We start from the raw sequence: 21,874 nt of genomic DNA on the forward strand, positions 1-21,874 counted from the left end.
GCGCTGTATCAGTGCTAGAGCAAGCCACAATCCCAATGCTTCTTTTCAGACGGAATCGATGGCACCCGGGAGCTGATCCTTAGAATCGCCTCGCTCTCGTCGAATCCAATACCAAGCGAAGGCGTCTTCCACACCCCTTCGTTCCGCAGGCGCGTGCCTCTGGCGTTGGGCAGGAAAGATCAACCCGCGCTGACCGATATGGGGCGGCAGCGCCATCGGCCGCCTAGCGTGGCAACGATTTCCGCTTGACGCCAGCCGGGGAAAGATGACCAGCGAGCAGACCGGGAAGCACCAGGGGTGGAACGCTCAACTTCGAGTCCGTTGCGGCGTTCTTTGGCAGATGACATAGCCGCGCTGGGATTCAATTCTTACAACGAAACCGGTGCGAGTTCCACGCACTACACCCGCAGCGACGTTTGACCCCGCTCCGACATATACAAGCTCTCTCGACATCAGGAAATGGACGTGGGGAGAGCATTAGGGGATACGACTGGGACACGACGGATAGTGCCATGTTAGTCGTGTACGGTGGCACGACTACTCAGAACTCTTGATTGGGCGCCTGGCGGAGCTTGGCATTCCTCTGCCCGGCTGCCGACCTATTAGCCCGCTAACCAACGCATGTATGCGGCCTCTACGCGTTCAGACATCCCACCGATCGTGAACTTGCTTTCGCCGCGAATGTAGGCTTCTCCGGCCTTACCCATACGTTCCCGAAGGGCTCTGTCCGCCATTAATACGCCGATGGCGTCTCGCAGTTGATGAACATCGCCATACGGAACGAGCAGACCCGTCTGGCCGTGCTTTACTACCTCCGGAACTCCTCCGACAGATGTGGCGACCACAGGAAGACCGCTCGCCGCGGCCTCAATAAATGACGTGCCAAGTGCCTCGAACTCGGTAGCCAGCGCAAAAATATCGCATCCACACAGGACGTTTTCGATATCGTTGCGACGCCCCAGGAAGTGGACCCGACCCTCGCACCCGAGGGCCCTCGCTTGCTCTTTCAGACTTTCAAGCTCCGACCCTTCCCCCGCAGCAACAAGGTGATTGTCCGCCCTCCCCGTCAACAAGGGAGCAATCGCCGTCAGCAGCAAGCGATGCCCTTTCTGAGGACGCAAATGACCGACGCAGCCGACCACCAGGGCATCGCCTTTGATGTGCAGCTCGGCACGCAGTGTGGACTGAGTCGCAGGCGCGAACGGCGCCACCGCGGTAAACACGGTATCCAGGTCCCCTGGCCGCACGCCACGGGCAAGGAGTTGCCGTGTCACGTATTCACTAATTGCGATCACCTTGTGGGGGAGCCCTGTATAGCTCCAGAGCGAGCCAGGTGGCTTTGCCAGATGCCTGGTACGCACGATTAACGGGGTGCCCGCCAAACGTGCCGCTGCTGCCGCGATGACGGTGTCGCGCCGACTATGCGTGTTGATAACGTCGTACCGACCCGCGGCAAGAAGCCGCCGAATGCGATAGAGGCTCCTGACATAATTGACGGGTCCATCCATGGGAAGCGTATATACCTTGAACCCTTCGTCAGTTAAGCGATGGGACAGTCCACTCCCGGGTTGGCAAATCGCCTCCATGTGATGGCCGCGATCGCGCATGCCCCGCATCTCCTTGAGTACGCGATGCTCCTGACCACCAAAGCCGGTAGCGGCTTCCGAATGAATGACGCGCAGGGGCCTGGAAGTAAGCGCGCTCATGCGCGCGGCGCTTCTTCGAGAAACGATATCAAGAATAGCTGGGCGCTGATGTTCATGCTTCGTCCACCTCTAGGCTGAAATCGCTCTGCTTTTCACGGTATGACACGAGGGATTCGGCATAAATGCGGTCAGTCTCTGTAACTTTTCCCCATGGCGTGGCATCGCCCACGCCGAGGGGGAAGGAAGTAAACCCTTTCCTTGCTATCAGTTCAGAGCGCTCATAGAAAAAGACAAACCCGATCTCATGCAGCGAGCGCACAAGATTTGGCGGATGTATTAGAGCGAGGTAATAAGGAGGTTGGCAATGCTCTACGCTAGCAGGCACGGTATCGCAGTGCCATACGTCAACCAGCGTAGGATGCCTGCCACTACCGGGCTGAAAAGTATATCGATACAACGCCGGCAGCTCGGCGTTGAGATGCATCGCCGTGTGGCCAGCACGGGGCGCTTCCAAGGCGTGCAAGCGAAGCAAATCAGTCCGAGGCTGCCTGCCAATGTATTGACGTCCCAATCGTAGGGATCCGGGCATGATCCACCCATGCGACGCCTCGTTTTCAATAGCCGACTGTCTGTCCGTGTGCCCAGCGCGCAGGTAAGGCGGTTTCGATGTCATCTATGCTCCTGAAAGCGTCCATGACGCCAGTTTGAAGGGACCGACGACCTTCCTCACTTAGGGAATGCGATCGCCAACGACCTGGTGTGGCGGCGTACCGAATCTGCGGGGCAACGTACAACCCTCGGCTTGGCCGCCTTATGGATGGTAAGTGCCGCTCATTCGCCTTGTTCTAGAAAACACAATTTGACCGCTTGAGGTCGAGCTTCAGTTTCAGGCGAGCACAATTCGAAACCGAAGCGCTGCCCCTTCTTGAGTGCTTTGCCCCCAGCGCGCTGCAATTCCTGCAGTGAGACGTATACCTTCGGCAGCCGGTCGTCTCGTGAAATCATCCCAAATAGCCCGGACCGTGCTACGAATTTCACTGTCCCTGTAATCATGGGTGCCCTCTCCGGATAATGCCGCCAGCCTTCATGTCGAACTCAGATGGGGTCCGGCCTCCGGCCGGCACCCATTCAACATCGGCGAACCATTACCGAATAATCAATACCGGCACCGAGCTTGTTCTCAACATCGTCGCTGTTGTGCTTCCCAGGATCATGTGGCGAATTCGAGAATGCCCATAAGCGCCCATCACGAGCAGATCGCAATTGCTCTCTGAAACTTGCGCGGTAATCACTTTCTCTGGCTCACCCGCTACGATCGCAGTGTCAATATCGAATCCAGCTTCCTCCAGCGTTTTGCTGGCCCACTGCACCTGATCACGGATATTGGGTGTGTCTTCGTCGGCGATGATCACGCGGCCGGCCAAGCCTTGCAAAAAAGGGCTGGTGGCAACGGTTTCCACCATTTTGCGACCCGCTGGGCTCCCGTCAAACGCGAGAAGGAAACGGCGAGGCGCAACGAACTTTCCGCCCACCGCTAACACAGGGCGCTGAATCGTACGCACGACGCGCTCGGCGTGATGATCGATATGCCAAATTGATGGGCTTTCGTGAGCAGGGGCGATATGCTGACCCACAACCACCAAGCGCGTGGTCGCCTGGAACTCGACAAGCGTTTCCACAAGGGATCCGTGGCGCTGTAGCGTATCTATATTCTCGGCGCCCGCCACCATGGCGCGCTCTCGCGCGGCTTGCAGAATCTGTCGTCCATGTTGTTGGGCGAGCTTGCTGCGCTGCTCGTCCAGGGACGTCAGCTCTTGAAGCAGATGTTCCTGCGCGTCGAACCCAATGGCGCCGCTATAGTCGCTGACGGCGGCTCGCTCCGGATGACGATCGAGCACGTGCAGAAATTGCAGGGGCGCTTGCAGGCGCATGGATGACCACACGGCGTAATCACAAACGGCCGTTGACCGGGCGGTTCCATCGATACATGCGATTATTTTTTCCATGTTTTCCTCCTTAGTGGCCCATCAGCCTGTCCATTGCGTCGGGCTTGTCGTGAATGGCAAATCGATCGACAAGTGTGGTGCTGGCCTCGTCCATGCCGATGACTTCTACTTCCGCCCCTTCCCGACGGAATTTGAGTACCGCCGTGTCAAGCGCGCCAACCGCGGAAATGTCCCAGAATCGCGCGCGGCTGACATCAATCTGCACGCGTTCTATCACTTCTTTGAAATCGAAGGACTTCACAAAGTTCTCGGCAGAGGCGAAGAACACCTGGCCAACGACCGTGTACGCCCGCACCGCCCCTTCTTCGCGGATTTCGGAAGTAATGCGCAGCACGCGTCCGACCTTGTGAGCAAAGAAAATTCCGCTCAGGAGCACGCCAACAAGCACGCCCTTTGCCAGATCATGCGTACCGACCACCACAATAACTGTAGCCACCATCACGATGCTGGAGGTCTTCGGGTGTTGAGCAAGCCCCTTGATTGATGCCCAGTTGAACGTGCCGATCGCCACCATGATCATGACGGCGACCAGTGCAGCCATGGGAATCTGCTTAACCCAAGGTCCCAGGAACACAACCATTATCAGCAGGATCACGCCAGCGGCAAAGGACGACAAGCGGCCTCGACCGCCGGACTTCACGTTGATGACGGACTGGCCGATCATCGCGCAACCTGCCATCCCACCCAGGAAACCAGAGGCGATATTGGCAATCCCTTGGCCAGCGCATTCGCGGTTGCGGTTGCTGGTTGTGTCCGTTAGCTCATCAACAATGGAAGCGGTCATCATTGATTCAAGCAGCCCCACGACGGTCAAAGTGGCCGCATACGGGAAAATGATCTGTAGGGTCTCCAGATTGAACGGCACGTCTGGAATCAGGAACATGGGCAGACTGTCAGGCAATTCACCCATATCTCCGACAGTACGAATGTCCAGCCCCATGAACATGGATACACCCGTCAGAACGACGATGCAAATGAGAGGTGAGGGAATCGCCTTGGTCACATAGGGGAACAGATAGATGATCCCCAATCCTGCGGCTGTCATCGCGTACACGATCCAACTGACGTTTGTCAGTTCAGGTAGCTGGGCCAGGAAAATCAAGATAGCCAAAGCGTTTACAAAGCCCGTTACAACCGATCGCGAGACAAAGCGCATCAGCACACCCAAGCGCAATGCTCCAGCAAGAATCTGAAGTACGCCGGTCAGCAACGTGGCCGCCAGCAAATATTGCAGGCCATGGTCTTTCACGAGGGTAACCATTAGCAAAGCCATGGCGCCCGTTGCGGCTGAAATCATGCCAGGCCTGCCGCCGGCAATAGCAATAACGACGGAGATACAGAAAGACGCATAGAGGCCAACCTTTGGATCGACCCCCGCAATAATTGAAAACGCGATCGCTTCGGGAATTAACGCGAGCGCCACAACGATGCCCGCCAGCACATCGCCGCGGATGTTTGAGAACCATTCTTCTCGGATTTTTTTTAGAGACATTGGATGCTTGCAATGAGTCCGCACAGGCGCAACAAGCACAACTGCCATGAGAGGCGTGCGCGCGGGTTGACAGCAGAACCACGGGGGTTCTTCTACGGACGGGTAAACGGAAAGTACAGCGGCCTACTTGCGGCGCTGAAGGAAAAACTGGACGCGGAACGTGGACAGAGCCACGTTGGACGGTTTGCTACATTGGATAATGTCGTCTAGAGTGAGACGTTGGAGCGCATCATGATAGCAGTTTTCATGGACCCATGCGTTTAGCAAGCACTCCCTTCCCACCTCCCTTGCCGATGTAAGCCACTCCCCCTCCCAGCAGCCCCGCCGATTAGTCGCCGGTTTGGCGCGAATTTGCGCTTAGCGTTTGATGGTTCGTTGTGACGGTATCGGCGGAATTCAGTGTATTCGGGCTGGGTCGGTTGACGATTGCGTGGCGTCCGCATAACGCTGCGGCGCAGTAGCGATTGTCTTGTCGGTCCCGACTACGGTCCGTCGAGGAGGAGCGCTATGCTCACTTTGCAACAAGAGCGCGCACGTCGCCGCACGTTCGCTATTATTTCGCATCCAGACGCTGGCAAGACCACGCTTACTGAAAAACTACTGCTTCACTCCGGGGCGATTCACATTGCGGGGAGTGTGAAGGCTCGCAAAGGCAGGCGCCACGCGATCTCGGACTGGATGGACATTGAGAAGCAGCGCGGAATTTCTGTCGCTAGCTCGGTGATGCAGATGGAGTACCGCGGCCATGTTCTCAATCTACTTGACACCCCGGGTCATCAGGACTTTTCCGAAGATACCTATCGTGTCCTGACCGCCGTGGATGCGGCTTTGATGATCATTGACGCCGCGAATGGCGTAGAGGCTCAGACCCTGCGCCTGATTGAGGTTTGCCGCGCCCGGAAGACTCCGATAATCACTTTCGTCAACAAAATGGACCGCGAGGTGCGTTACCCATTGGAGCTCGTTGATGAGTTGGAGCGCGTGCTCGGGATTCCCCTTGTTCCTTTTTCCTGGCCCATTGGAATGGGCCGCAACTTTCACGGCGTCATTGACCCCGCGCGCGCAACGGTGAAGACGTTTTCGCCAGGATGGCACGACAAGCTCATCTCGCCCGACGCAATCTACGACGTTCGTGAAGTCGCCGATGCGTCGCTCGATGAGGCCACCCGTGACGCACGGACCGAACTCGAGCTGGTGTTGGCATCCGCCCCGGTGTTTTCGCGAACCGAGTTCCATGAGGGAAGACAAAGCCCTTTGTTTTTTGGTTCTGCCGTGAACAACTTTGGCGTTCAGGAAGTTTTGGATGCGTTGGTTGATATCGCTCCTGCCCCTCAGTTTCGGCCGACGCTTGAGCGCACAGTGGAAGCAATTGAACCAGAATTCACGGGGGTGGTGTTCAAGATCCAGGCAAACATGGACCCCTTACATCGCGATAGGATCGCGTTTATTCGTGTCTGCTCAGGCCGATTCTGCCGGGATGCCAAGTATCTAGTGACGCGCACTGGAAAAACGATACGAGCTGGCGCGCCGGTGTCGTTCCTCTCGCAGCGCAGAGAGGCTATCGATCAGGCCTACCCGGGCGATATTGTAGGGTTGCCGAATCACGGAGCGCTGCAGCTTGGCGACACACTCACCTCGGGCGAATCACTGCATTTTCTTGGGTTGCCTTTCTTTGCTCCCGAGATATTCAAGCGCGTCGACATCGACGATCCAATGAAGGTGAAGCAGTTGAAGTCCGCTCTGCTTCAACTCGGACAGGAGGGCGCGATTCAGGTATTTCGGGACCCATCCGGCGCCTCGGTGTTGCTTGGCGCTTTCGGCGAATTGCAGTTCGATGTTGCGCTGGAGCGGCTGCAGCACGAATACGGGGTGCGGGCCCGATTGCATGAGACGGCTTTCCGGACGGCACGCTGGATCTCTGCGGAAAATCCCGACGAGCTCGCCAGGTTCATCTCTAACCACGCCGGACGGGTTTATCGAGATGCGGTTCAAGCGCCTGCCTACCTGTTCAAAACTCGGTCTGAAGTGGACGTTATGAGCGAACAATGGCCCAAGATCCGTTTTCATCACATGCGCGAGAGTATTGGCCAAGTTGCCCTTACCCAGTTCTAATCCCGTCGGGCCTCCCCATGAAGCGGAACACATGGTGCTTCTTTGAAAAACTACATTCGCTTCCTGGCTGATTTCCCGAATCCGCTGGCGTTCGGCATGTCGCTCATGCTTGCATCCAGCCTGGGGCAAACCTACTTCATCGCCATCTTCAGCGTCAGCCTTCGCAGCGAGTTCGGGCTGACGGATGGCTCCTTGGGGGCACTGTATGCGGGAGCCACCGTAATTAGCGCGCTAACCCTCAGCCGCGTCGGCCGATGGCTCGACAGGACTACCGTCCAACGTTTCACCTTGGCAATCGCTTCAACGTTGGCCTTCGGATGCCTGATGATGTACTTGAGCACGGGTCCGTTGTCGCTCGTCGCGGCATTTTTCCTGCTTAGGCTGTGCGGCCAGGGCCTGATGGTACACACCGCGTTAACCTCCACAGCGCGTTCTTTCTCCGCGAATCGAGGCAAGGCTATCAGCATCGTCGCGCTTGGGCTGCCGCTCGGCGAGGCGATTTTGCCGATCGTAACGGTATATGCGATCTCGAGCATCGGTTGGCGTAACACCTGGATCCTGGTTGGAGGCGGGCTGCTGCTGCTTGTGTTGTTCGCGCTACGCCTGTTGAGGGAACCAACAAAAATACAGAAAGACTTGGCTCGCACGAGCATCGACGAGGCAAGGGGCCGTATCCACCAAAGGCCCGAGCCAGGTAGCGTTGCGATGCCACTTTGGCGGGATCGCCGGTTTCAACTCTCCATGCCGGCGATCATGGCTTCGCCCTTCATATCCACGGGGTTTTTCTTTCACCAGGTTCGTCTAGCCTCGGAGATGAAGTGGTCGATGTCCTGGGTCGCCACGGCGTTTGTCGCCTATGCGCTAGCCCGCGTTGCAGCCATGCTTGCGGCCGGCCCGTTGATTGATCGATTTGCAGCTAGCAGAGTGCTGCCGGTTGTGCTTTTGCCACAGACAGTTGCGCTCCTGTCGGTTGCGATGCTGGGCGGTGAATGGGTCGCGATTCCGTATTTCGCGCTATTCGGCGTTTCCTCAGCCCTGGTCAATGTCCTGGCGACGGCCTTTTGGGTGGAAGTCTTCGGTCCAAGCCGATTGGCCTCGGTGCGCGCTACCGTGGAGTCGATGAATGTGTTGGCGACCGGCGCTTCGCCCCTGCTGCTTGGATTGTTGATCGATGCGGGCGTTTTGCTGGCTCATCAAGCTCTGGCTTGTGCCGTCTATTGCTTACTGGCAAGCTCTCTAGCGTGGCGGCTTTCAAGAAGGCCCACCGACGCCGCCGCATCGGTGGGCCACAAAAGCTAGCGACATCAATCCCCACTGAGATCGGACTCTCAAACACCGACATACTGACGGCACAATCCTGCCAGCAGAATCTCCACGCGCTTGCCACCCCGGACATATCCGATCTGCACCAGCTGGCCATACTCGGCCCACTGAAACAATGAAAAGCACGACAGCTCTCCGAACAGGCGTATGCCTGCACCCGGGTGACTGGCAAGCTGTTGCAGCGCCCGCTCGCATACTGCCCTGGCTTCTTCCGGCAATGTCATGACCTCGCATCGATAGGCTTCGGACTCGGCAACCAGTCTCTCGCCATTCAAAGTGCGTGTATGCCACGAAAGATCAGATTGCTCGGTCATCTGCGAGAGCAATAGTTGGGAAATCAGTGTCGGACTGACATTTGGGTTTTCTATACAAGATTTACCGAGGGCCGACCAATACGCTAGTAGTTGTTCGGGACGGGAAAAATGCTTGCCTCGGTTGTTCACTGCTGCTGCATATAGAGCGTCCGGAATATCAATGAGCATTGGTGTCTCCACGTGTGTCCACAGGGACTCGGTTCATCCGCGTGAATGCGTCCATTTCCGCACCGAGAACGGAAGAGGGTGACCGCGACGAGGTCGGTAGTTGCTTGGTCAGATCCTCGCGGGCGTCGCGGGCTCTCGCCAGAAGTTCATGTAGAACAGCCAGCGGGGTGGCCGAACGAAAGTCCAATTGCAGAGCGGTCACACCTATGCTTGTGCCTGCCATCCTTGCCTGCACATTCAGCGCAACCTGTTCCGGCCCAATCGCATCAAGCATCACATAGTTGCGCAGGTGGTTATGTAGCGCACCAACACTAACGCCCACGACAGGGCGGCGCAGAGGCACGCCGGCGTCTTGCAACGCAAGGCTCGCCGCGCACACACTATGCATCGGAATCAAGTCAGTGGATTCGCGCACCACTAGCGTAAGCCGGCAAGCTTTGGGATAGTCCGCCTTCGTCGGCATTACAGGTGCCAGGGCACTCCTGATAAATGCCGCCAATTGCGAATCAAAATGTCCGATCAGGCGAACACGTTCCAGTTTTCCCGGCGCGAATGCGGACCTCTCGACATGGACGAGTAGTCGCTCCCTCGACCGGTTCAAGGGGATGCTCGGCCATCGAAGTCCGCGGCCGTTTCCGAGGGTGACCGAGCACAGCGTTTGGTTCTGCATTTGCGAGACGAGAGCAGAACCATGTGCCTCGGGAAGTACGCCGCAACGAGACGATAACTTGCGCAGGTGAAGCGCGCGCCTGCCTTCAGTCCGCAACCCGCCGCCCAATAAACGGGAACGAACCAGTTGGGCGTCGAACGCCTTCACTGCGACCATTCGCGCATAGGCCACATCTTCGATGCGCACTGCCGTGCGCAAAGCCTCCAGCGCACGAAACAGCGGATAGCGATGCGGAGCAAGCGGTTGCTTTGCCGTATTGTGCAAGCCCACCTGTTCGGCCAAGGCGTCTATTTCCCGAATGCACACTTGCAGCTGCAGGTGCGCGAAGGCAATTGCATCTATGACGACATCTTCAGGCATTTCAGCCGCTTGCGCATTAACCATGGATAGTGCTGGCGCGGTTCCTGCCGCCAGAACCGTTAGGTCCGCCTGCAGGCGAATATCGGCGCTAGGGTTAAGCGAGAAACGTCCTTTCGACAGTGCAACCCTGGCCGCGCTTGGCGTTGCAATGATGGGCACACTGGATAGGCGCAACGCGGCCGACGACGCCAACAATGCGCCAAGTTCCACATCGCATCCAGGCTCCGCAGATGGCACGTGAATAACTACCTGGATTTCATCCTGGCACTGCGGAGCAATACAAGCTTGGATCGCACGATGGACAGTGCGTGCTATATCGCTTTCGCGTGGAGTCATTCCGCCCTCGCGCCGCATGTCGGCTCCGGGGATGCGGTGTACCGCATCAACGCACTCGTAATACTCCACCGTCAAAGTCACGCCGTCTGGCGCGAGCCAGTCAGGCTCCCGACGCGTCACCATTGCCAACAGCAGCGTATCGTCTATCTTCAGTCGGACCGCGTTGCTGGCAAGCCCGCCAACATCGGCCGTTTGAAGCACACATGACAGTTGTCCATAACTGAACACCCGTTCAATGGGCGTGCGCATGCAACGTTCTCCTTTTAACGAGGAACAGAAGCTGAAGCGCATACCAAGCGGCTACCAGGGAAAGAGGGCGAGCGGCGCATTGCTAGCACAACGCGCATATCACTTCAGAAGCAAGCATGGCACCGAATGCGTGATTCAGCGCTGCGGGAAATCTCCAGAGTGGGAGTCTTGCCTGAGTGAAATTGGAATTTACATGGGATGACAGAGATAGTTTTGTTTATTCTACATAGCACATCGACATCGGTGCAAACATAGCCCGATGAACCTTTCGTCCCCGGTTCTTTAGCGCAGGCACTGTGCTGCCTTGCCGAGGGGTTTAGGAGCAATAGCGTATGAGTCTTGTCGGCGCACCGGAGATCATTTTTGTTGTCAACACCGTCGCGCAGGAGCAACCCCTTGTGCTCACCGTGGGCAGCCCGGAGGCACTGCCATGCACTCGCATATCGGCGGACTTTCCCTCTTTAACTGCGCAGGTCAATACCTGGCTGGAACGCTGCTTGGAGGCCCCTAGCAGTGTGGAACAGTTGTATACGTATGCCGAACGGCATCTCGCGGGGGAACCGCATGCGCCCATCTTGTCGGTGAGCTATCTGTCAGTCGTCCGCGCCATAACGGCGCCGCAACGTAAGTGGAAGTCTTGGTATGACTACTTACCGTGGGAGGATCGCCGAGCGGTGACCACCGGTTCACCCTTCGACTTCGACTTGTTGCTGTCGTCTTTAGAGCGGTGGCTTAGCAATGCACCGTCCCCGGTACCGCAAGCTCAATTGCGCGATCGAATAGCGAGCTTGTTCGGTCTGCCGCCCCACACTTGGCGAGATGACCAAGCGCTCTCACGTTTACAGATGCTCCATGCAGCAGGTTTGGTTTCGGACATGCAAACCGGAACACTGATCGAACGCGACTGCGCTGGAAGAGCGATGGAGCACGATCATCGCCGAATACTGGCCACCGCTGTCTCCCGCGTGCGCGCCAAATTGTTCAGCCGCGCCTTGCTCTTCAGCTTTGCGCCGCCCTCGTTTACGTTACTAGAATTGCAGCTAATCGCGGAGGCCATTCTAGGAAGACGTGTTCACAAACAGAACTTCCGCCGCTGGGCTGAGCCGCATGTCGTGCCTCTGAGCCATAGCGCGTCCCGCAATGGACATGGCAGGCCTGCCCGGTTGTTTTCTATCCGTACGGCTTTGTGCGATGAGGCGACGCACCTTCGGGTGAGTCCACGATCTGATAGAATCATTAGCAATTAACTCAAAGACCGCGTTCTGCTTACGCCAATGTAAACACCATTCCGCATCCTTCCTGGGTCTCGTCTTATGGAAGTTCGTCAGTTCTAGACTGCCTGCCAAGGCGGTATCTGACTCGATGTGGAACGCAACGCGGTTTTCTCGCCAGGTACTTCACCCACCTCGCTTTCGCCTTGATCGTGCATGTGCACGTTGATGGCCGCCCGCCTTCCCTCCTCCTATCAGACCACGGCTAGTTGTAGACCTGCATTGGGTTGCCCGCGTTTCAACCGGGCTCCCGCTAGGGCTGCTGCGTCTTCCAATGCGGAGCGAGATGCTCCGAGGTCCAGGTTCTTGGCATCCCCACGAATAGCGATTCGAACGCGGCTGCGCTCGGCGCGATCCCTGCTGGATGCCGTGTATCCAACCTCTATTGGGGACTACACGATGGCAGAAAAAGAAATCTTCATTGGTATCGAGGCACTGATCCGCATCGCTCGCGGTGCGGAACTGATGGCCGGATTGGCGGCGGTTACGCTTGGCCCGGCAGGTAGGCCGGTCATTTTGGAACGCGCTCATGGCGCGCCAACGATTTCCCGGGACGGTTACGACGCAGCATGTTCCCTCGAACTTGAGGATGCTCTCGAAAATCAGGGCGCCCGAGTCATATTGCAGGCAGGCGCACAATCAAGGGATCTTGTCGGAGACGGGGCAACGACCGCGATGCTACTGGCCAGCGCAATGTTGCACGAGTGCGTCAAGGCTATTGTCACTGGAGCAAAACCGGCGCGAGTAAGACGGGGACTTGAGCTCGCTACGGAGGCGGCGGTGGGTCAACTTCGCGATGCAGCGCAACCATGCCGACAACTACCGGCGCTTGAGCGGCTCGCGTGGGCGGTCTCGTATGGTGACCAAGGAATCGCGACCTTAGCGGCGCAAGCGGTTCTTGAATGCCCGGACCCGGGTGCCATCACGATAGAGGTTGCAGAGCACGGCCAAGACACATTGCTTCGCCCGACGGGACTGCGATGGAACGCGGGCCCCTTATCCTCCCGGTTCGCCTCGGACGCGATGCGTGGGATGGTAGTTCTGAACAATCCCTACATCGTCGTATCGCAAGACCCACTAGATAGCGTGGACGACATGGCGCTGCTGCTGGAACGCGCGGCTCCGCTGACCCAGCCGTTAGCGGTCATTGCGCCTGCGATCGCCGCACCAGTTCTGTCGATGTTGTTGTCGAATCGTACGTCGGGCTTGGTGCACTGCTGCGCGATCGGCGTTCCTCAGGCCGCGCAGTCCGAATGGCTGCAAGACATCGCCACTCTGACCGGCGCAACGCTCGTCCAGCGCCTCGCAGGGCAGACCCTCGGAGACTTGCGCATAGACCAATGGGGAATGGCTGAACGCCTTGAATCTGGGCGGGGCTCGACACAGGCAGTGGGCATGCTTCCTCCTGAAGAGGACACCGTCAAAAGCCACATTCAAATCATGCGTGCAACGCTAGAGGCCACGCGCGACCCTGCGCAACGCGAGCGGATCGGAGCGCGCATCGCTCGCTTATCTCGCCAGGCCTGCATCTTGGCTTTAGCCGATCCGGATGACCAACGAGGCGACATGCGCCTACATCTGGCCGAGAGAACCCTAAAGGTTTTGCGTGCCGCCATGTCCGAAGGCGTAGTACCGGGAGCTGGCGTGGGGCTGGTTCGGGCACGAGCAGCTCTGAGCAACTTGCAATACGCGTCTGCAGACGAATCAGCCGGCGCCCAGGCTCTGCGTGTCGCTCTCGCTGAGCCGTTGCTACGAATTGCCAGCAATGCTGGCGAGGCGCCTCACGTCGTTATGGATGCGGTGGATCAGGGCGAGGGATCCTTCGGCTTCGACGCGGAGCGCGGCGACTTTGGCGATCTAGCCGCGCGCAACGTGATCGACAGTGTCGCAGTTGTGGTGAACGCCTTGCGCGTTGCAACGGGCGTCGCGGGCGCCTTGCTTGGCACCTTCTGCGCAGTCGTGGACGCGCCACATGCCGAGTTGGAAAGAACAAGGGAAGTACATGACTGAATTCAATCGAACTGTATTCTGGGACCGCCTCGATCGAGAGCTGGAAGCCTTGACCGCTCAGCTTGCGGATGCCAGAGAGGCCGCATCGGTGGTGCAACTGGACCAGTCCAGCGTTGGCCGTTTGACAAGAATGGATGCCATGCAACAGCAAGCAATGGCACTAGACCATCAAGAACGTCTGGACATACGCCGACGAAGAATCGTTGCCGCGCTGCAACGCGTGGAAAACGGCACATTTGGACTGTGCTGCCGTTGTGGAGACGATATTGCTCCCGACCGGCTCAATGCGGATGCTGCGACAGTCTTCTGTCAAGAATGCAGAGAACCGGGATGAGCGTGAGAGCCGATAGATCGCCGTACGCAATTGTCGCCACGAGGTAAAGGTTGCGCGCGCCAATTTATAAAGGTCCCGTCGACGAAGCGCTTGGGCCGAGTGATCTGCACCGCAAGCGTATCGAATTCGTGCTGGACTACATTGAAATAGTCGAGGCGCGACGAGTGCTGGACCTTGGGTGCGGCGAAGGAGACCTCTTGCTGGCGCTCGCCTCAATGCAGCAGCTCGAACAGGTGATCGGCATGGACGTTAGCCAGCACAGACTCGGAATCTGCCGCGCGGCGCTGTCGTCGATTTCGCCTTCTCCGTCGGCGGCGATAGAACTTGTGCCGGGGTCATATGCAGACTCTCACGTGGCCTTTTCGGACGTTGACGTCGCGGTCATGCTGGAGTCATTTGAGCACTATTGCCCACGCAGACTTTCGCGTATCGAGAAGACGATTCTTGCCGGATATCGCCCAAAGCGCCTGCTGATCTCAACTCCCAACAAAGGTTATGACCTTGAGCAAGGGCTTTCCCCTCGGCATCGACGCCATGCCGAGCACAAGTTCGAGTGGCGCCAAGCGCGCTTCAAAAAATGGGCGCAAGGCGTGGCCCGTCGAACGGGATACAAGGTATGCCTTGAAGGTATCTGGCAGTCAAACTCAATGTGGGAACCCACAACTCAAATCGCAATTTTTGAAGTAATGACGGAGTAGCATGAAGAACAATACAGCCTCCAAAACCGTAGCGGCACTTTCTCCGCATGTAGCCACTCCGCCAATACGGCGAGCACATGACATTTTGAGTGCGTTCCTTTCCGAGGCCGGCATAACCGTGAATGGGCCGAATCCGTGGGACATCCAGGTGCACGATGAAAGCGTATTTGATCGTGTTTTGGCGAAAGGGAATCTTGGCCTGGGCGAAGCCTACATGGAGGGCGCCTGGGACGCCGAGCAGCTTGATGCCTTCTTTCACCGTGTTCTGCGCGCCCGACTGGACCAACGCGTCGTGCCTGGGCGTCTACTGGTGCACGCACTTACGGTGCGACTGCTCAATAGGCAAAGCGCGCGACGTGCGTGGCAAGTGGGAAAACGTCACTATGACTTGGGAAACGAGTTTTACGCGGCGATGCTAGATCCACGCATGACTTATACCTGCGGCTACTGGGAAGGTACGAGCGATCTTGCAACCGCGCAGGAACAAAAGCTCGATCTGATCTGCAAGAAACTAGATCTTCGGCCCGGGATGCGCTTGTTGGATATCGGTTGCGGCTGGGGTAGTTTGATGGGTTTTGCCGCGAAGCACTACGGAGTGCAGTGCGTGGGTGTAACGATCTCTAAAGAGCAGGCACAGTGGGCGCGGCAAGCTTACGCGGGACTACCGCTGGAGTTCCGCCTACAGGATTACCGCACGGTAAATGAACACTTTGACCGTGTCGCCAGTGTGGGCATGTTCGAGCATGTTGGGCGGAAAAATCTGCGGACCTTTATGGAAGTCGCGCACCGCTGCCTTGACGACGACGGCTTGTTCCTGTTGCATACGATAGGCAAGAATCAGACTGGCTCCACACCGGATCCCTGGATCGACAAGTACATATTTCCAAACGGCGACCTCCCTTCTATCGCCCAGATTGGATCTGCCACTGAGGGTCTTTTCGTGACCGAAGACCTGCATAATTTTGGTGCGGATTACGACAAGACCTTGATGGCGTGGCATAGAAACTTCGAACTGGCTTGGCCTCGGTTTCAAGCTGACCTAGGCCCGAGGTTCTACCGAATGTGGAGCTATTACCTGTTGTCGTGCGCGGGCGCATTCCGAGCGCGAGATATTCAGTTGTGGCAATGGGTATTCACACGCGCGGGGCTAGAAGGCGGCTATAGCCGACCAACGCTTTCGCCTGCGTAATGAACCCTGGGCGCTGCTGTTGGCGTGAAACAGTCACTTTAGGAAGTGCTTTTAAGGACTGCTCTTGGCCGATTGTCGCCAAACACTAAATACAGGAGTGCGGCCCGAAGCCGACGTTTGGGATGCCGACCGTCCCGCTGGGCTCACATGGATTGTCGCTGCGGGCGCACGTAAGCGGAGCCACCACATTTCCTCGTACTCGCCCGCAACGTCGGTGACCTCCACAGTCCAGCAACCGCAGGCTCTGTTCATGACGGCTTGGTCCTTTGTTGGGAAACTGCCGCACGACTCGTGTACAATGCGACGCGCAGCATCTGCAACGGATGCTGCATCGCTTCGATGGCGATACTAGTGGACCCGGCGTTTGCTGGGTGGCTCGGCCGGGCGCCTATCCCTCGGACAACTCCAAGCGAATTACCGCTCGCTCCGAGACCGACTACATACCCCCTCGGTGTGATGCATCGCTTGCTAACTTCAGGTTAGCCAAACAATGTCTTTTTTCTCCTCGTTTCGCCAGGAATGGATGGCCAGCCCTCGTGCCGACGTCCTCGCCGGCATCGTTGTTGCTCTTGCACTCATTCCCGAAGCAATCGGCTTTTCAATCATCGCGGGAATAGATCCCAGAGTTGGCCTCTACGCATCGTTCTCGATCGCGGTAATCATCTCTTTAGTGGGCGGCCGACCCGGCATGATTTCGGCGGCTACGGCCGCCATTGCCGTGCTGGTGGTACCTCTAGTCAAGAGCCATGGCGTCGAATACCTCTTTGCCGCCACCATCCTGATGGGAATCTTTCAGGTAACCGCCGGATTTCTTCGACTTGACCTGCTGATGCAATATGTGTCGCGCTCAGTGATTACCGGGTTTGTGAATGCACTGGCAATCCTTATTTTTATCGCCCAGTTGCCGCAGTTGACAAATGTCACGTGGGTCACCTACGTGATGGTGGCGGGCGGGTTGGCGATCATTTATCTGTTTCCTCGCCTCACTCGGGCCGTGCCATCGCCCTTGATCGCAATCATCGTGCTGACGATCATCTCGATTTACTGGGGCCTGCCCGTCAACACGGTGGGCGACATGGGCAAACTGCCGTCGGCCCTTCCCTCGTTCCTGATTCCGAACGTGCCCTTCACCCTTGAAACCTTGCAGATCATTCTGCCGTATTCGCTGACCATGGCGGCGGTGGGTTTGCTGGAATCGATGATGACCGCGCAGATCGTGGACGACTTGACTGACACGCCCAGTAATAAGCGGCGCGAATGCAAGGGTCAGGGCATCGCCAATTTCGTGACGGGCTTCTTTGGCGGCATGGGCGGTTGCGCCATGATCGGCCAGTCCGTCATCAACGTGAAGTCCGGCGGCTCGACCCGGCTGTCCACCTTCGTTGCGGGTTCTTTCCTGCTGTTCCTGATCGTGGTGCTGGGACCCTTGGTGGCTCGTATTCCCATGCCGGCGCTGGTCGCGGTGATGATCATGGTGTCCATCGGCACGTTCAGTTGGGGGTCCATCCGCAACCTGCGTTCGCATCCCTGGCAGTCGTCGGTGGTCATGCTGGCCACGGTCGTGGTCGTCGTCTGGACGCATGATCTTGCCCAGGGCGTGCTGGCAGGGGTGCTGTTGAGCGGCGTGTTCTTCGCGGGCAAGGTCAAGCGGCTCTTCGCGGTCACCTCAACCTTGTCGGAGGACGGACGCACCCGTACCTACTACTACTCGGGCCAGGTGTTTTTCGCGTCCACCGAACGGTTTGCCGAAGCCATCGATTTCAAGGAGGTCGTTGACCACGTGGTGCTGGACGTATCCGCCGCGCACTTCTGGGACATCTCTGCCGTGGGCGCCCTGGACAAGGTCGTGATCAAGCTGCGCCGCGAGGGCACGACCGTTGACGTTGTGGGTCTGAACGCCGCCAGCGCCACGATGATTGGCCGGTTTGCGGTTCACGACAAAGCCGGCGCCGACGCCAAGTCGTTGGGACACTAAGGAGCAGATATGTCCAAAATACTTGCATGCCTCGATGCCTCCCCCTATGCCGCCTCGGTTTGCGATTTGTCGGCATGGGTGGCGCCCCGCCTTTCCTGGGGCGTTGAACTGCTGCACGTCGTGCAGCGAAAAAGCGCGGTGACGGCGCGGCACGATCTCAGTGGCGCGATCGGGCTGGGCGTGAAAAGCGAACTGCTGGAAGAGCTGACCCGTATCGAGGAAGCCCAGGGCAAGTTGGCGGTCGAAGGCGGCCGCGCGCTCTTGGCGGGCGCTGAAGCGCGCTTGCGGGCTGCCGGCGTCGACGACGTCAGCACGGTGCACCTGCACGGCGGTATCGTAGAGACCATCATCGAGCGTGAAGCTGAGGCGGGCTTGGTGGTGATGGGCAAGCGTGGGGCCTCCAGCGCATTTGCCGCCGGCCATCTCGGATCGAAAATCGAGCGTGTGCTTCGAGCCAGCAACAAGCCGCTGTTGGTTGCACCCGAGCAGTTTGTGGCACCCACGCAGGCTGTGATTGCATACGACGGAGGCAAGTCTATTGCCAGGGCGATCGCACTGCTGACGAGCACGCCGTTGCTCGACCGTCTGCCCATTCACCTCGTCAGGGCTGGCGCGGAAACGCAAGAGCATCGAGACCAAATGGAGCAGGCCGTTAAGCTCTTCGAGCAAAGCGGGCGGGCCGCAACTTTTTCGCTCACGTCGGGGTCACCTGAGCGAGTTATCGCCGACTGCGTAGCCGGGGCTCCGACGTCCGTGCTGGTCATGGGGGCCTATGGCCACTCCCCGCTCAGAAATTTGATCGTTGGTAGTACCACGACGTCAATGATACGAGCTGTTGAGGCGCCGATTCTGCTTGTGCGCTAGCGGTGAGAACTTATGGGATAGTCGATAGGGTGACCCACGCACGTCACCTACATCGGATGAACCGAAAGTCTCATTTTGGCCGGCAAGCGACCGCTCGCCGGCCAGGATGCATCAAACCTCTGTTTGTTCAGCCATCTCAAGAGCATCGTCTACCTCGATGCCAAGGTAGCGAACTGTGCTTTCCAGCTTCGTATGCCCGAGCAGCAGCTGTACAGCCTGAAGATTCTTCGTCCGGCGGTAGATCAGCGAGGCTTTTGTACGGCGCATAGTGTGGGTTCCATATGCGGTATCGTCGAGGCCAATCGATGTGACCCAGCGATGCACAATCCGGGCGTACTGCCGCGTCGACAGATGTAGCGACGTATGCAACCGGCTCGAACACAGAAAATCCGCCGCCTTTAGCCCTCGCGCTTCGATCCATGCGTCAAGGCTCTCACGGGTTTGCTCCGTAATCTCGAATTGGACCGGACGCTGGGTCGTAAGCGCCCGGCAAACCCATCTTGAGCGAGTGCGTTGTCCCCGATAGTGTCCACCACTTTTAGGTGGACACCATGTCGAAGACAGAATTAGCGCCGGCGCCTAAGCGCCGGTCTTATCCGAAGGCGTTGAAGGCGCAGATCGTGGCCCAGTGCAGCCAGCCAGGAACATCCATCGCTGGAGTGGCGCTGTCGCACGGCGTGAACGCGAACCTGGTGCATAAATGGATCCGCCAGACCGAACGGCAGAGCCCTGTAGCGCCGGCGTTCGTGCCGGTCGCGTTGCCAGCGGTTTCCTCGGCAGGCCGTCACATCGAGATCCGCTTGTCGCGTGGTCCTGTGCAAGCGACGGTGCAATGGCCCGTAAGCGAAGCTGGCACGTGCGTGGCGTGGCTGCGTGAGTGGCTGCGGTGATCCGTGTCGATGCGATCTGGCTGGCCACCGAGCCGCTGGACATGCGCGCTGGCACCGAGACGGCGCTGGCCCGGGTGGTGGCGGTGTTCGGCGTGGCTCGCCCGCACCACGCCTATTGCTTCGCAAACCGGCGCGCCAACCGGATGAAGGTGCTGGGGCACGACGGGATCGGCGTGTGGCTGGCTGCGCGCCGGCTGAACCGAGGCAAGTTCGTGTGGGCCGATGCCCTGCATGGCCCCCACGTCGCGGTCGATGGCGAACAGTGGCAGGCGCTGGTGCTGGGCTTGCCCTGGCAGCATGTGGGTGCGGCCGGGACGATCACGGTGCTATAGCGCTGTGCAATCCGGCATGACGCCAATACCGCCACTGCGAGCCCTGCGGCATACTGGCGGCCATGAGTACCGCATCCCTGGATCACCTTGACGCGCAGCAACTGCGCGCGCTGGCCGAACGCCTGATGGGCGAGGTGGCCACGCGTGACGCCCAGATAGCGGCGCACGACGCGGTGGTCGCCGAGCGGGATCGCGCACTGCACTTCAAACAAACGCACATCGATCAGCTCATGCAAGAACTGGCGCTGTACAAGCGCTGGCGCTACGGCAAGCGCAGCGAGCAGTTGAACCCCGCGCAGGCAAGCCTGCTGGAAGAGACGATGGATGCCGACATGGCGGCCATCGAAGAGGAAGTCAACGCACTACGCGAGGCGATCTCGACCAAGCCCACGGTGCCCCAAGTTCCGCGTCGCCTGCGGCTGCCGGCTGAGCTGCCGCGCACCGACATCCATCACGAACCGGCGACCACGACGTGCCGCTGCGGCTGCGGATTGAAACGCATCGGCGAGGACGTCAGTGAGAAGCTGGACTACCTGCCGGGCGTCCTTACGGTCGAGCGCCACATCCGTGGCAAGTGGGTGTGCGAGCACTGCGAGACGCTCACGCAGGCGCCCGTGCCCGCGCAGGTCATCGACAAGGGCATCCCGACCGCGGGACTTCTGGCGCAGGTGCTGGTGGCCAAGTTCGCCGACCACCTGCAGCTATACCGTCAGGAAGGCATCTTTGCGCGCGCCGGCCTGGCGCTGCCGCGCTCGACGCTGGGCGAGTGGGTCGGCGTGTGCGGGCTGCGGTTGCAGCCGCTGGTCGATGCGTTGAAAGCCGAGGTGCTGGGCAAATCCATGCTGCATGCCGACGAGACGCCGGTGCAGATGCTCAAGCCGGGCGCGGGCAAGACGCACCGTGCGTACCTGTGGGCGTACACACCGACCTCGTACGACAGCCTGCACGCGGTGCTCTACGACTTCGCGCCCAGCCGGGCCGGCGAGCACTGCCGCACCTTCCTGGAAGATTGGCGCGGCAAGCTGGTGACCGACGATTATGCCGGCTACAAGGCTGGCTTCGCTGCCGGTATTATTGAACTGGGTTGCATGGCGCACGCCCGGCGAAAGTTCCATGACTTGCATGCGAACAACCAGAGCCAGATCGCCGCCGAGGCGCTGGAGTTGTTCGGCGCGCTGTACGGCGTAGAGCGGGAGGTCGCCGAGTTGCCTGCCGATGAGCGCAGGCGGATGCGCCAGGAACGCGCCAAGCCGATAACCGAAACGTTGCATCGGTGGCTGATCGGGCAGCGCCAGCGCGTGCCGGAAGGCTCCGGCACCGCACGCGCCATCGACTACAGCCTCAAGCGCTGGGAGGCGCTGACACGCTACCTTGACGACGGCGATGCGCCGATCGACAACAACTGGGTGGAGAACCAGATCCGCCCGTGGGCGATCGGTCGTTCGAACTGGCTGTTCGCGGGGTCGCTGCGCGGCGGGCAACGCGCGGCCGCCATCATGAGCCTGATCCAGTCGGCGCGGCTGAATGGGCACGATCCGTATGCCTATCTGAAGAACGTGCTTACGCGGTTGCCGACGCAGAAAAACAGCCAGATCGCTGAACTGCTGCCGCATCGGTGGGTGCCTGCCAAGTAGG

General features: G+C 58.8%; 19 protein-coding genes, 1 pseudogene and 1 other annotated feature. Of the genes and pseudogenes, 12 read left to right on the forward strand and 8 right to left on the reverse strand.

Features of this window, described 5'->3' with window-relative positions; translation table 11 throughout:
* Positions 1–602: 602 nt before the first annotated feature.
* From AT699_RS28645 to AT699_RS28655, 5 genes are all read right to left on the reverse strand, one after another.
* Positions 603–1,706 (reverse strand): glycosyltransferase, encoded by a 1,104-nt coding sequence (locus AT699_RS28645; RefSeq protein ID WP_058207516.1) that lies wholly within the window; start codon positions 1,704–1,706, stop codon positions 603–605.
* Between the two features lie 52 nt (positions 1,707–1,758).
* Positions 1,759–2,130, reverse strand: coding sequence for a hypothetical protein (locus AT699_RS31770; RefSeq protein WP_145964703.1), 372 nt, complete (start codon positions 2,128–2,130; stop codon positions 1,759–1,761).
* Positions 2,131–2,477: 347 nt separating this feature from the next.
* On the reverse strand, positions 2,478–2,699 hold the full coding sequence (locus AT699_RS32520) for a cold-shock protein (RefSeq protein ID WP_081247803.1): 222 nt from the start codon (positions 2,697–2,699) through the stop codon (positions 2,478–2,480).
* Positions 2,700–2,791: 92 nt separating this feature from the next.
* The gene (locus AT699_RS28650) at positions 2,792–3,652 is read right to left on the reverse strand and encodes a universal stress protein (protein ID WP_058207517.1); all 861 of its coding nucleotides are present in this window, start codon (positions 3,650–3,652) and stop codon (positions 2,792–2,794) included.
* Between the two features lie 10 nt (positions 3,653–3,662).
* The gene (locus tag AT699_RS28655) at positions 3,663–5,144 is read right to left on the reverse strand and encodes a SulP family inorganic anion transporter (RefSeq protein WP_058207518.1); all 1,482 of its coding nucleotides are present in this window, start codon (positions 5,142–5,144) and stop codon (positions 3,663–3,665) included.
* Positions 5,145–5,651: 507 nt separating this feature from the next.
* Between AT699_RS28655 and AT699_RS28660 the strand changes: the two genes are divergently transcribed.
* Together AT699_RS28660 and AT699_RS28665 are read left to right on the forward strand one after the other, a co-directional pair.
* Positions 5,652–7,256: a peptide chain release factor 3 gene (locus tag AT699_RS28660; protein WP_058207519.1), complete on the forward strand. Its 1,605-nt coding sequence runs from the start codon at positions 5,652–5,654 to the stop codon at positions 7,254–7,256.
* A 42-nt stretch (positions 7,257–7,298) separates the two neighbouring features.
* On the forward strand, positions 7,299–8,555 hold the full coding sequence (locus AT699_RS28665) for an MFS transporter (RefSeq protein WP_062794045.1): 1,257 nt from the start codon (positions 7,299–7,301) through the stop codon (positions 8,553–8,555).
* Between the two features lie 29 nt (positions 8,556–8,584).
* On the opposite strand, the gene AT699_RS31775 is transcribed toward AT699_RS28665, so the two are convergent.
* Together AT699_RS31775 and AT699_RS31305 are read right to left on the reverse strand one after the other, a co-directional pair.
* The gene (locus tag AT699_RS31775) at positions 8,585–9,061 is read right to left on the reverse strand and encodes a hypothetical protein (protein WP_145964704.1); all 477 of its coding nucleotides are present in this window, start codon (positions 9,059–9,061) and stop codon (positions 8,585–8,587) included.
* On the reverse strand, positions 9,051–10,676 hold the full coding sequence (locus AT699_RS31305; RefSeq protein WP_158646895.1) for a hypothetical protein: 1,626 nt from the start codon (positions 10,674–10,676) through the stop codon (positions 9,051–9,053). Before AT699_RS31305 ends, AT699_RS31775 begins: the two co-directional genes overlap by 11 nt.
* A gap of 332 nt (positions 10,677–11,008) precedes the next feature.
* On the opposite strand from AT699_RS31305, the gene AT699_RS31780 reads away from it, so the two are divergent.
* The 7 genes from AT699_RS31780 (at position 11,009) to AT699_RS28690 (ending at position 19,017) form a co-directional block, all read left to right on the forward strand.
* Positions 11,009–11,923: an NrtR DNA-binding winged helix domain-containing protein gene (locus tag AT699_RS31780; protein WP_145964705.1), complete on the forward strand. Its 915-nt coding sequence runs from the start codon at positions 11,009–11,011 to the stop codon at positions 11,921–11,923.
* A 423-nt stretch (positions 11,924–12,346) separates the two neighbouring features.
* Positions 12,347–13,957 carry a chaperonin GroEL gene (gene groEL, locus AT699_RS31310; RefSeq protein ID WP_158646896.1) on the forward strand — a complete coding sequence of 537 codons (1,611 nt, stop codon included), beginning with the start codon at positions 12,347–12,349 and terminating at the stop codon, positions 13,955–13,957.
* On the forward strand, positions 13,950–14,291 hold the full coding sequence (locus AT699_RS31315) for a TraR/DksA family transcriptional regulator (RefSeq protein ID WP_081247800.1): 342 nt from the start codon (positions 13,950–13,952) through the stop codon (positions 14,289–14,291). Before groEL ends, AT699_RS31315 begins: the two co-directional genes overlap by 8 nt.
* A 50-nt stretch (positions 14,292–14,341) precedes the next feature.
* Positions 14,342–14,989 carry a class I SAM-dependent methyltransferase gene (locus AT699_RS28675; protein WP_062794044.1) on the forward strand — a complete coding sequence of 216 codons (648 nt, stop codon included), beginning with the start codon at positions 14,342–14,344 and terminating at the stop codon, positions 14,987–14,989.
* Position 14,990: 1 nt separating this feature from the next.
* A complete protein-coding gene (cfa, locus tag AT699_RS28680) occupies positions 14,991–16,178 on the forward strand; it encodes a cyclopropane fatty acyl phospholipid synthase (RefSeq protein WP_081247799.1) in 1,188 nt (395 codons plus the stop codon).
* A gap of 350 nt (positions 16,179–16,528) precedes the next feature.
* Positions 16,529–16,583 (forward strand) — a sequence feature (sul1 is cis-regulatory element that is thought to sense ions involved in sulfur or methionine metabolism; They are found in Alphaproteobacteria).
* Between the two features lie 85 nt (positions 16,584–16,668).
* Positions 16,669–18,153: a SulP family inorganic anion transporter gene (locus AT699_RS28685; protein ID WP_058207523.1), complete on the forward strand. Its 1,485-nt coding sequence runs from the start codon at positions 16,669–16,671 to the stop codon at positions 18,151–18,153.
* A 9-nt stretch (positions 18,154–18,162) separates the two neighbouring features.
* Positions 18,163–19,017 carry a universal stress protein gene (locus tag AT699_RS28690; protein ID WP_058207524.1) on the forward strand — a complete coding sequence of 285 codons (855 nt, stop codon included), beginning with the start codon at positions 18,163–18,165 and terminating at the stop codon, positions 19,015–19,017.
* Positions 19,018–19,128: 111 nt separating this feature from the next.
* On the opposite strand, the pseudogene AT699_RS31320 reads toward AT699_RS28690, so the two are convergent.
* Positions 19,129–19,497, reverse strand: a pseudogene (locus AT699_RS31320) (tyrosine-type recombinase/integrase); the annotation flags it as partial.
* Positions 19,498–19,568: 71 nt separating this feature from the next.
* Between AT699_RS31320 and tnpA the strand changes: the two are divergent.
* From tnpA to tnpC, 3 genes are all read left to right on the forward strand, one after another.
* Positions 19,569–19,907 carry an IS66-like element accessory protein TnpA gene (gene tnpA / locus AT699_RS31325; RefSeq protein WP_232254257.1) on the forward strand — a complete coding sequence of 113 codons (339 nt, stop codon included), beginning with the start codon at positions 19,569–19,571 and terminating at the stop codon, positions 19,905–19,907.
* A complete protein-coding gene (tnpB, locus tag AT699_RS28700; protein ID WP_145964706.1) occupies positions 19,895–20,239 on the forward strand; it encodes an IS66 family insertion sequence element accessory protein TnpB in 345 nt (114 codons plus the stop codon). The genes tnpA and tnpB overlap by 13 nt, the downstream gene beginning before the upstream one ends.
* A gap of 62 nt (positions 20,240–20,301) precedes the next feature.
* Complete coding sequence (gene tnpC, locus AT699_RS28705) at positions 20,302–21,873, forward strand: IS66 family transposase (protein ID WP_058207527.1); 1,572 nt, start codon at positions 20,302–20,304, stop codon at positions 21,871–21,873.
* Position 21,874: the final 1 nt, after the last annotated feature.

The organism is Achromobacter xylosoxidans (genome assembly GCF_001457475.1).
Taxonomy (GTDB): Bacteria; Pseudomonadota; Gammaproteobacteria; order Burkholderiales; family Burkholderiaceae_B; genus Achromobacter; species Achromobacter xylosoxidans.

Coding starts and splice junctions, on each gene's coding strand:
- AT699_RS28645 (WP_058207516.1), bottom strand. CDS start 1,706: ATGAGCGCGCTTACTTCCAGGCCCCTGCGCGTCATTCATTCGGAAGCC.
- AT699_RS31770 (WP_145964703.1), bottom strand. CDS start 2,130: ATGCATCTCAACGCCGAGCTGCCGGCGTTGTATCGATATACTTTTCAG.
- AT699_RS32520 (WP_081247803.1), bottom strand. CDS start 2,699: ATGATTACAGGGACAGTGAAATTCGTAGCACGGTCCGGGCTATTTGGG.
- AT699_RS28650 (WP_058207517.1), bottom strand. CDS start 3,652: ATGGAAAAAATAATCGCATGTATCGATGGAACCGCCCGGTCAACGGCC.
- AT699_RS28655 (WP_058207518.1), bottom strand. CDS start 5,144: ATGTCTCTAAAAAAAATCCGAGAAGAATGGTTCTCAAACATCCGCGGC.
- AT699_RS28660 (WP_058207519.1), top strand. CDS start 5,652: ATGCTCACTTTGCAACAAGAGCGCGCACGTCGCCGCACGTTCGCTATT.
- AT699_RS31775 (WP_145964704.1), bottom strand. CDS start 9,061: ATGCTCATTGATATTCCGGACGCTCTATATGCAGCAGCAGTGAACAAC.
- AT699_RS31305 (WP_158646895.1), bottom strand. CDS start 10,676: ATGCGCACGCCCATTGAACGGGTGTTCAGTTATGGACAACTGTCATGT.
- AT699_RS31780 (WP_145964705.1), top strand. CDS start 11,009: ATGAGTCTTGTCGGCGCACCGGAGATCATTTTTGTTGTCAACACCGTC.
- groEL (WP_158646896.1), top strand. CDS start 12,347: ATGGCAGAAAAAGAAATCTTCATTGGTATCGAGGCACTGATCCGCATC.
- AT699_RS31315 (WP_081247800.1), top strand. CDS start 13,950: ATGACTGAATTCAATCGAACTGTATTCTGGGACCGCCTCGATCGAGAG.
- cfa (WP_081247799.1), top strand. CDS start 14,991: ATGAAGAACAATACAGCCTCCAAAACCGTAGCGGCACTTTCTCCGCAT.
- AT699_RS28685 (WP_058207523.1), top strand. CDS start 16,669: ATGTCTTTTTTCTCCTCGTTTCGCCAGGAATGGATGGCCAGCCCTCGT.
- AT699_RS28690 (WP_058207524.1), top strand. CDS start 18,163: ATGTCCAAAATACTTGCATGCCTCGATGCCTCCCCCTATGCCGCCTCG.
- tnpA (WP_232254257.1), top strand. CDS start 19,569: ATGTCGAAGACAGAATTAGCGCCGGCGCCTAAGCGCCGGTCTTATCCG.
- tnpC (WP_058207527.1), top strand. CDS start 20,302: ATGAGTACCGCATCCCTGGATCACCTTGACGCGCAGCAACTGCGCGCG.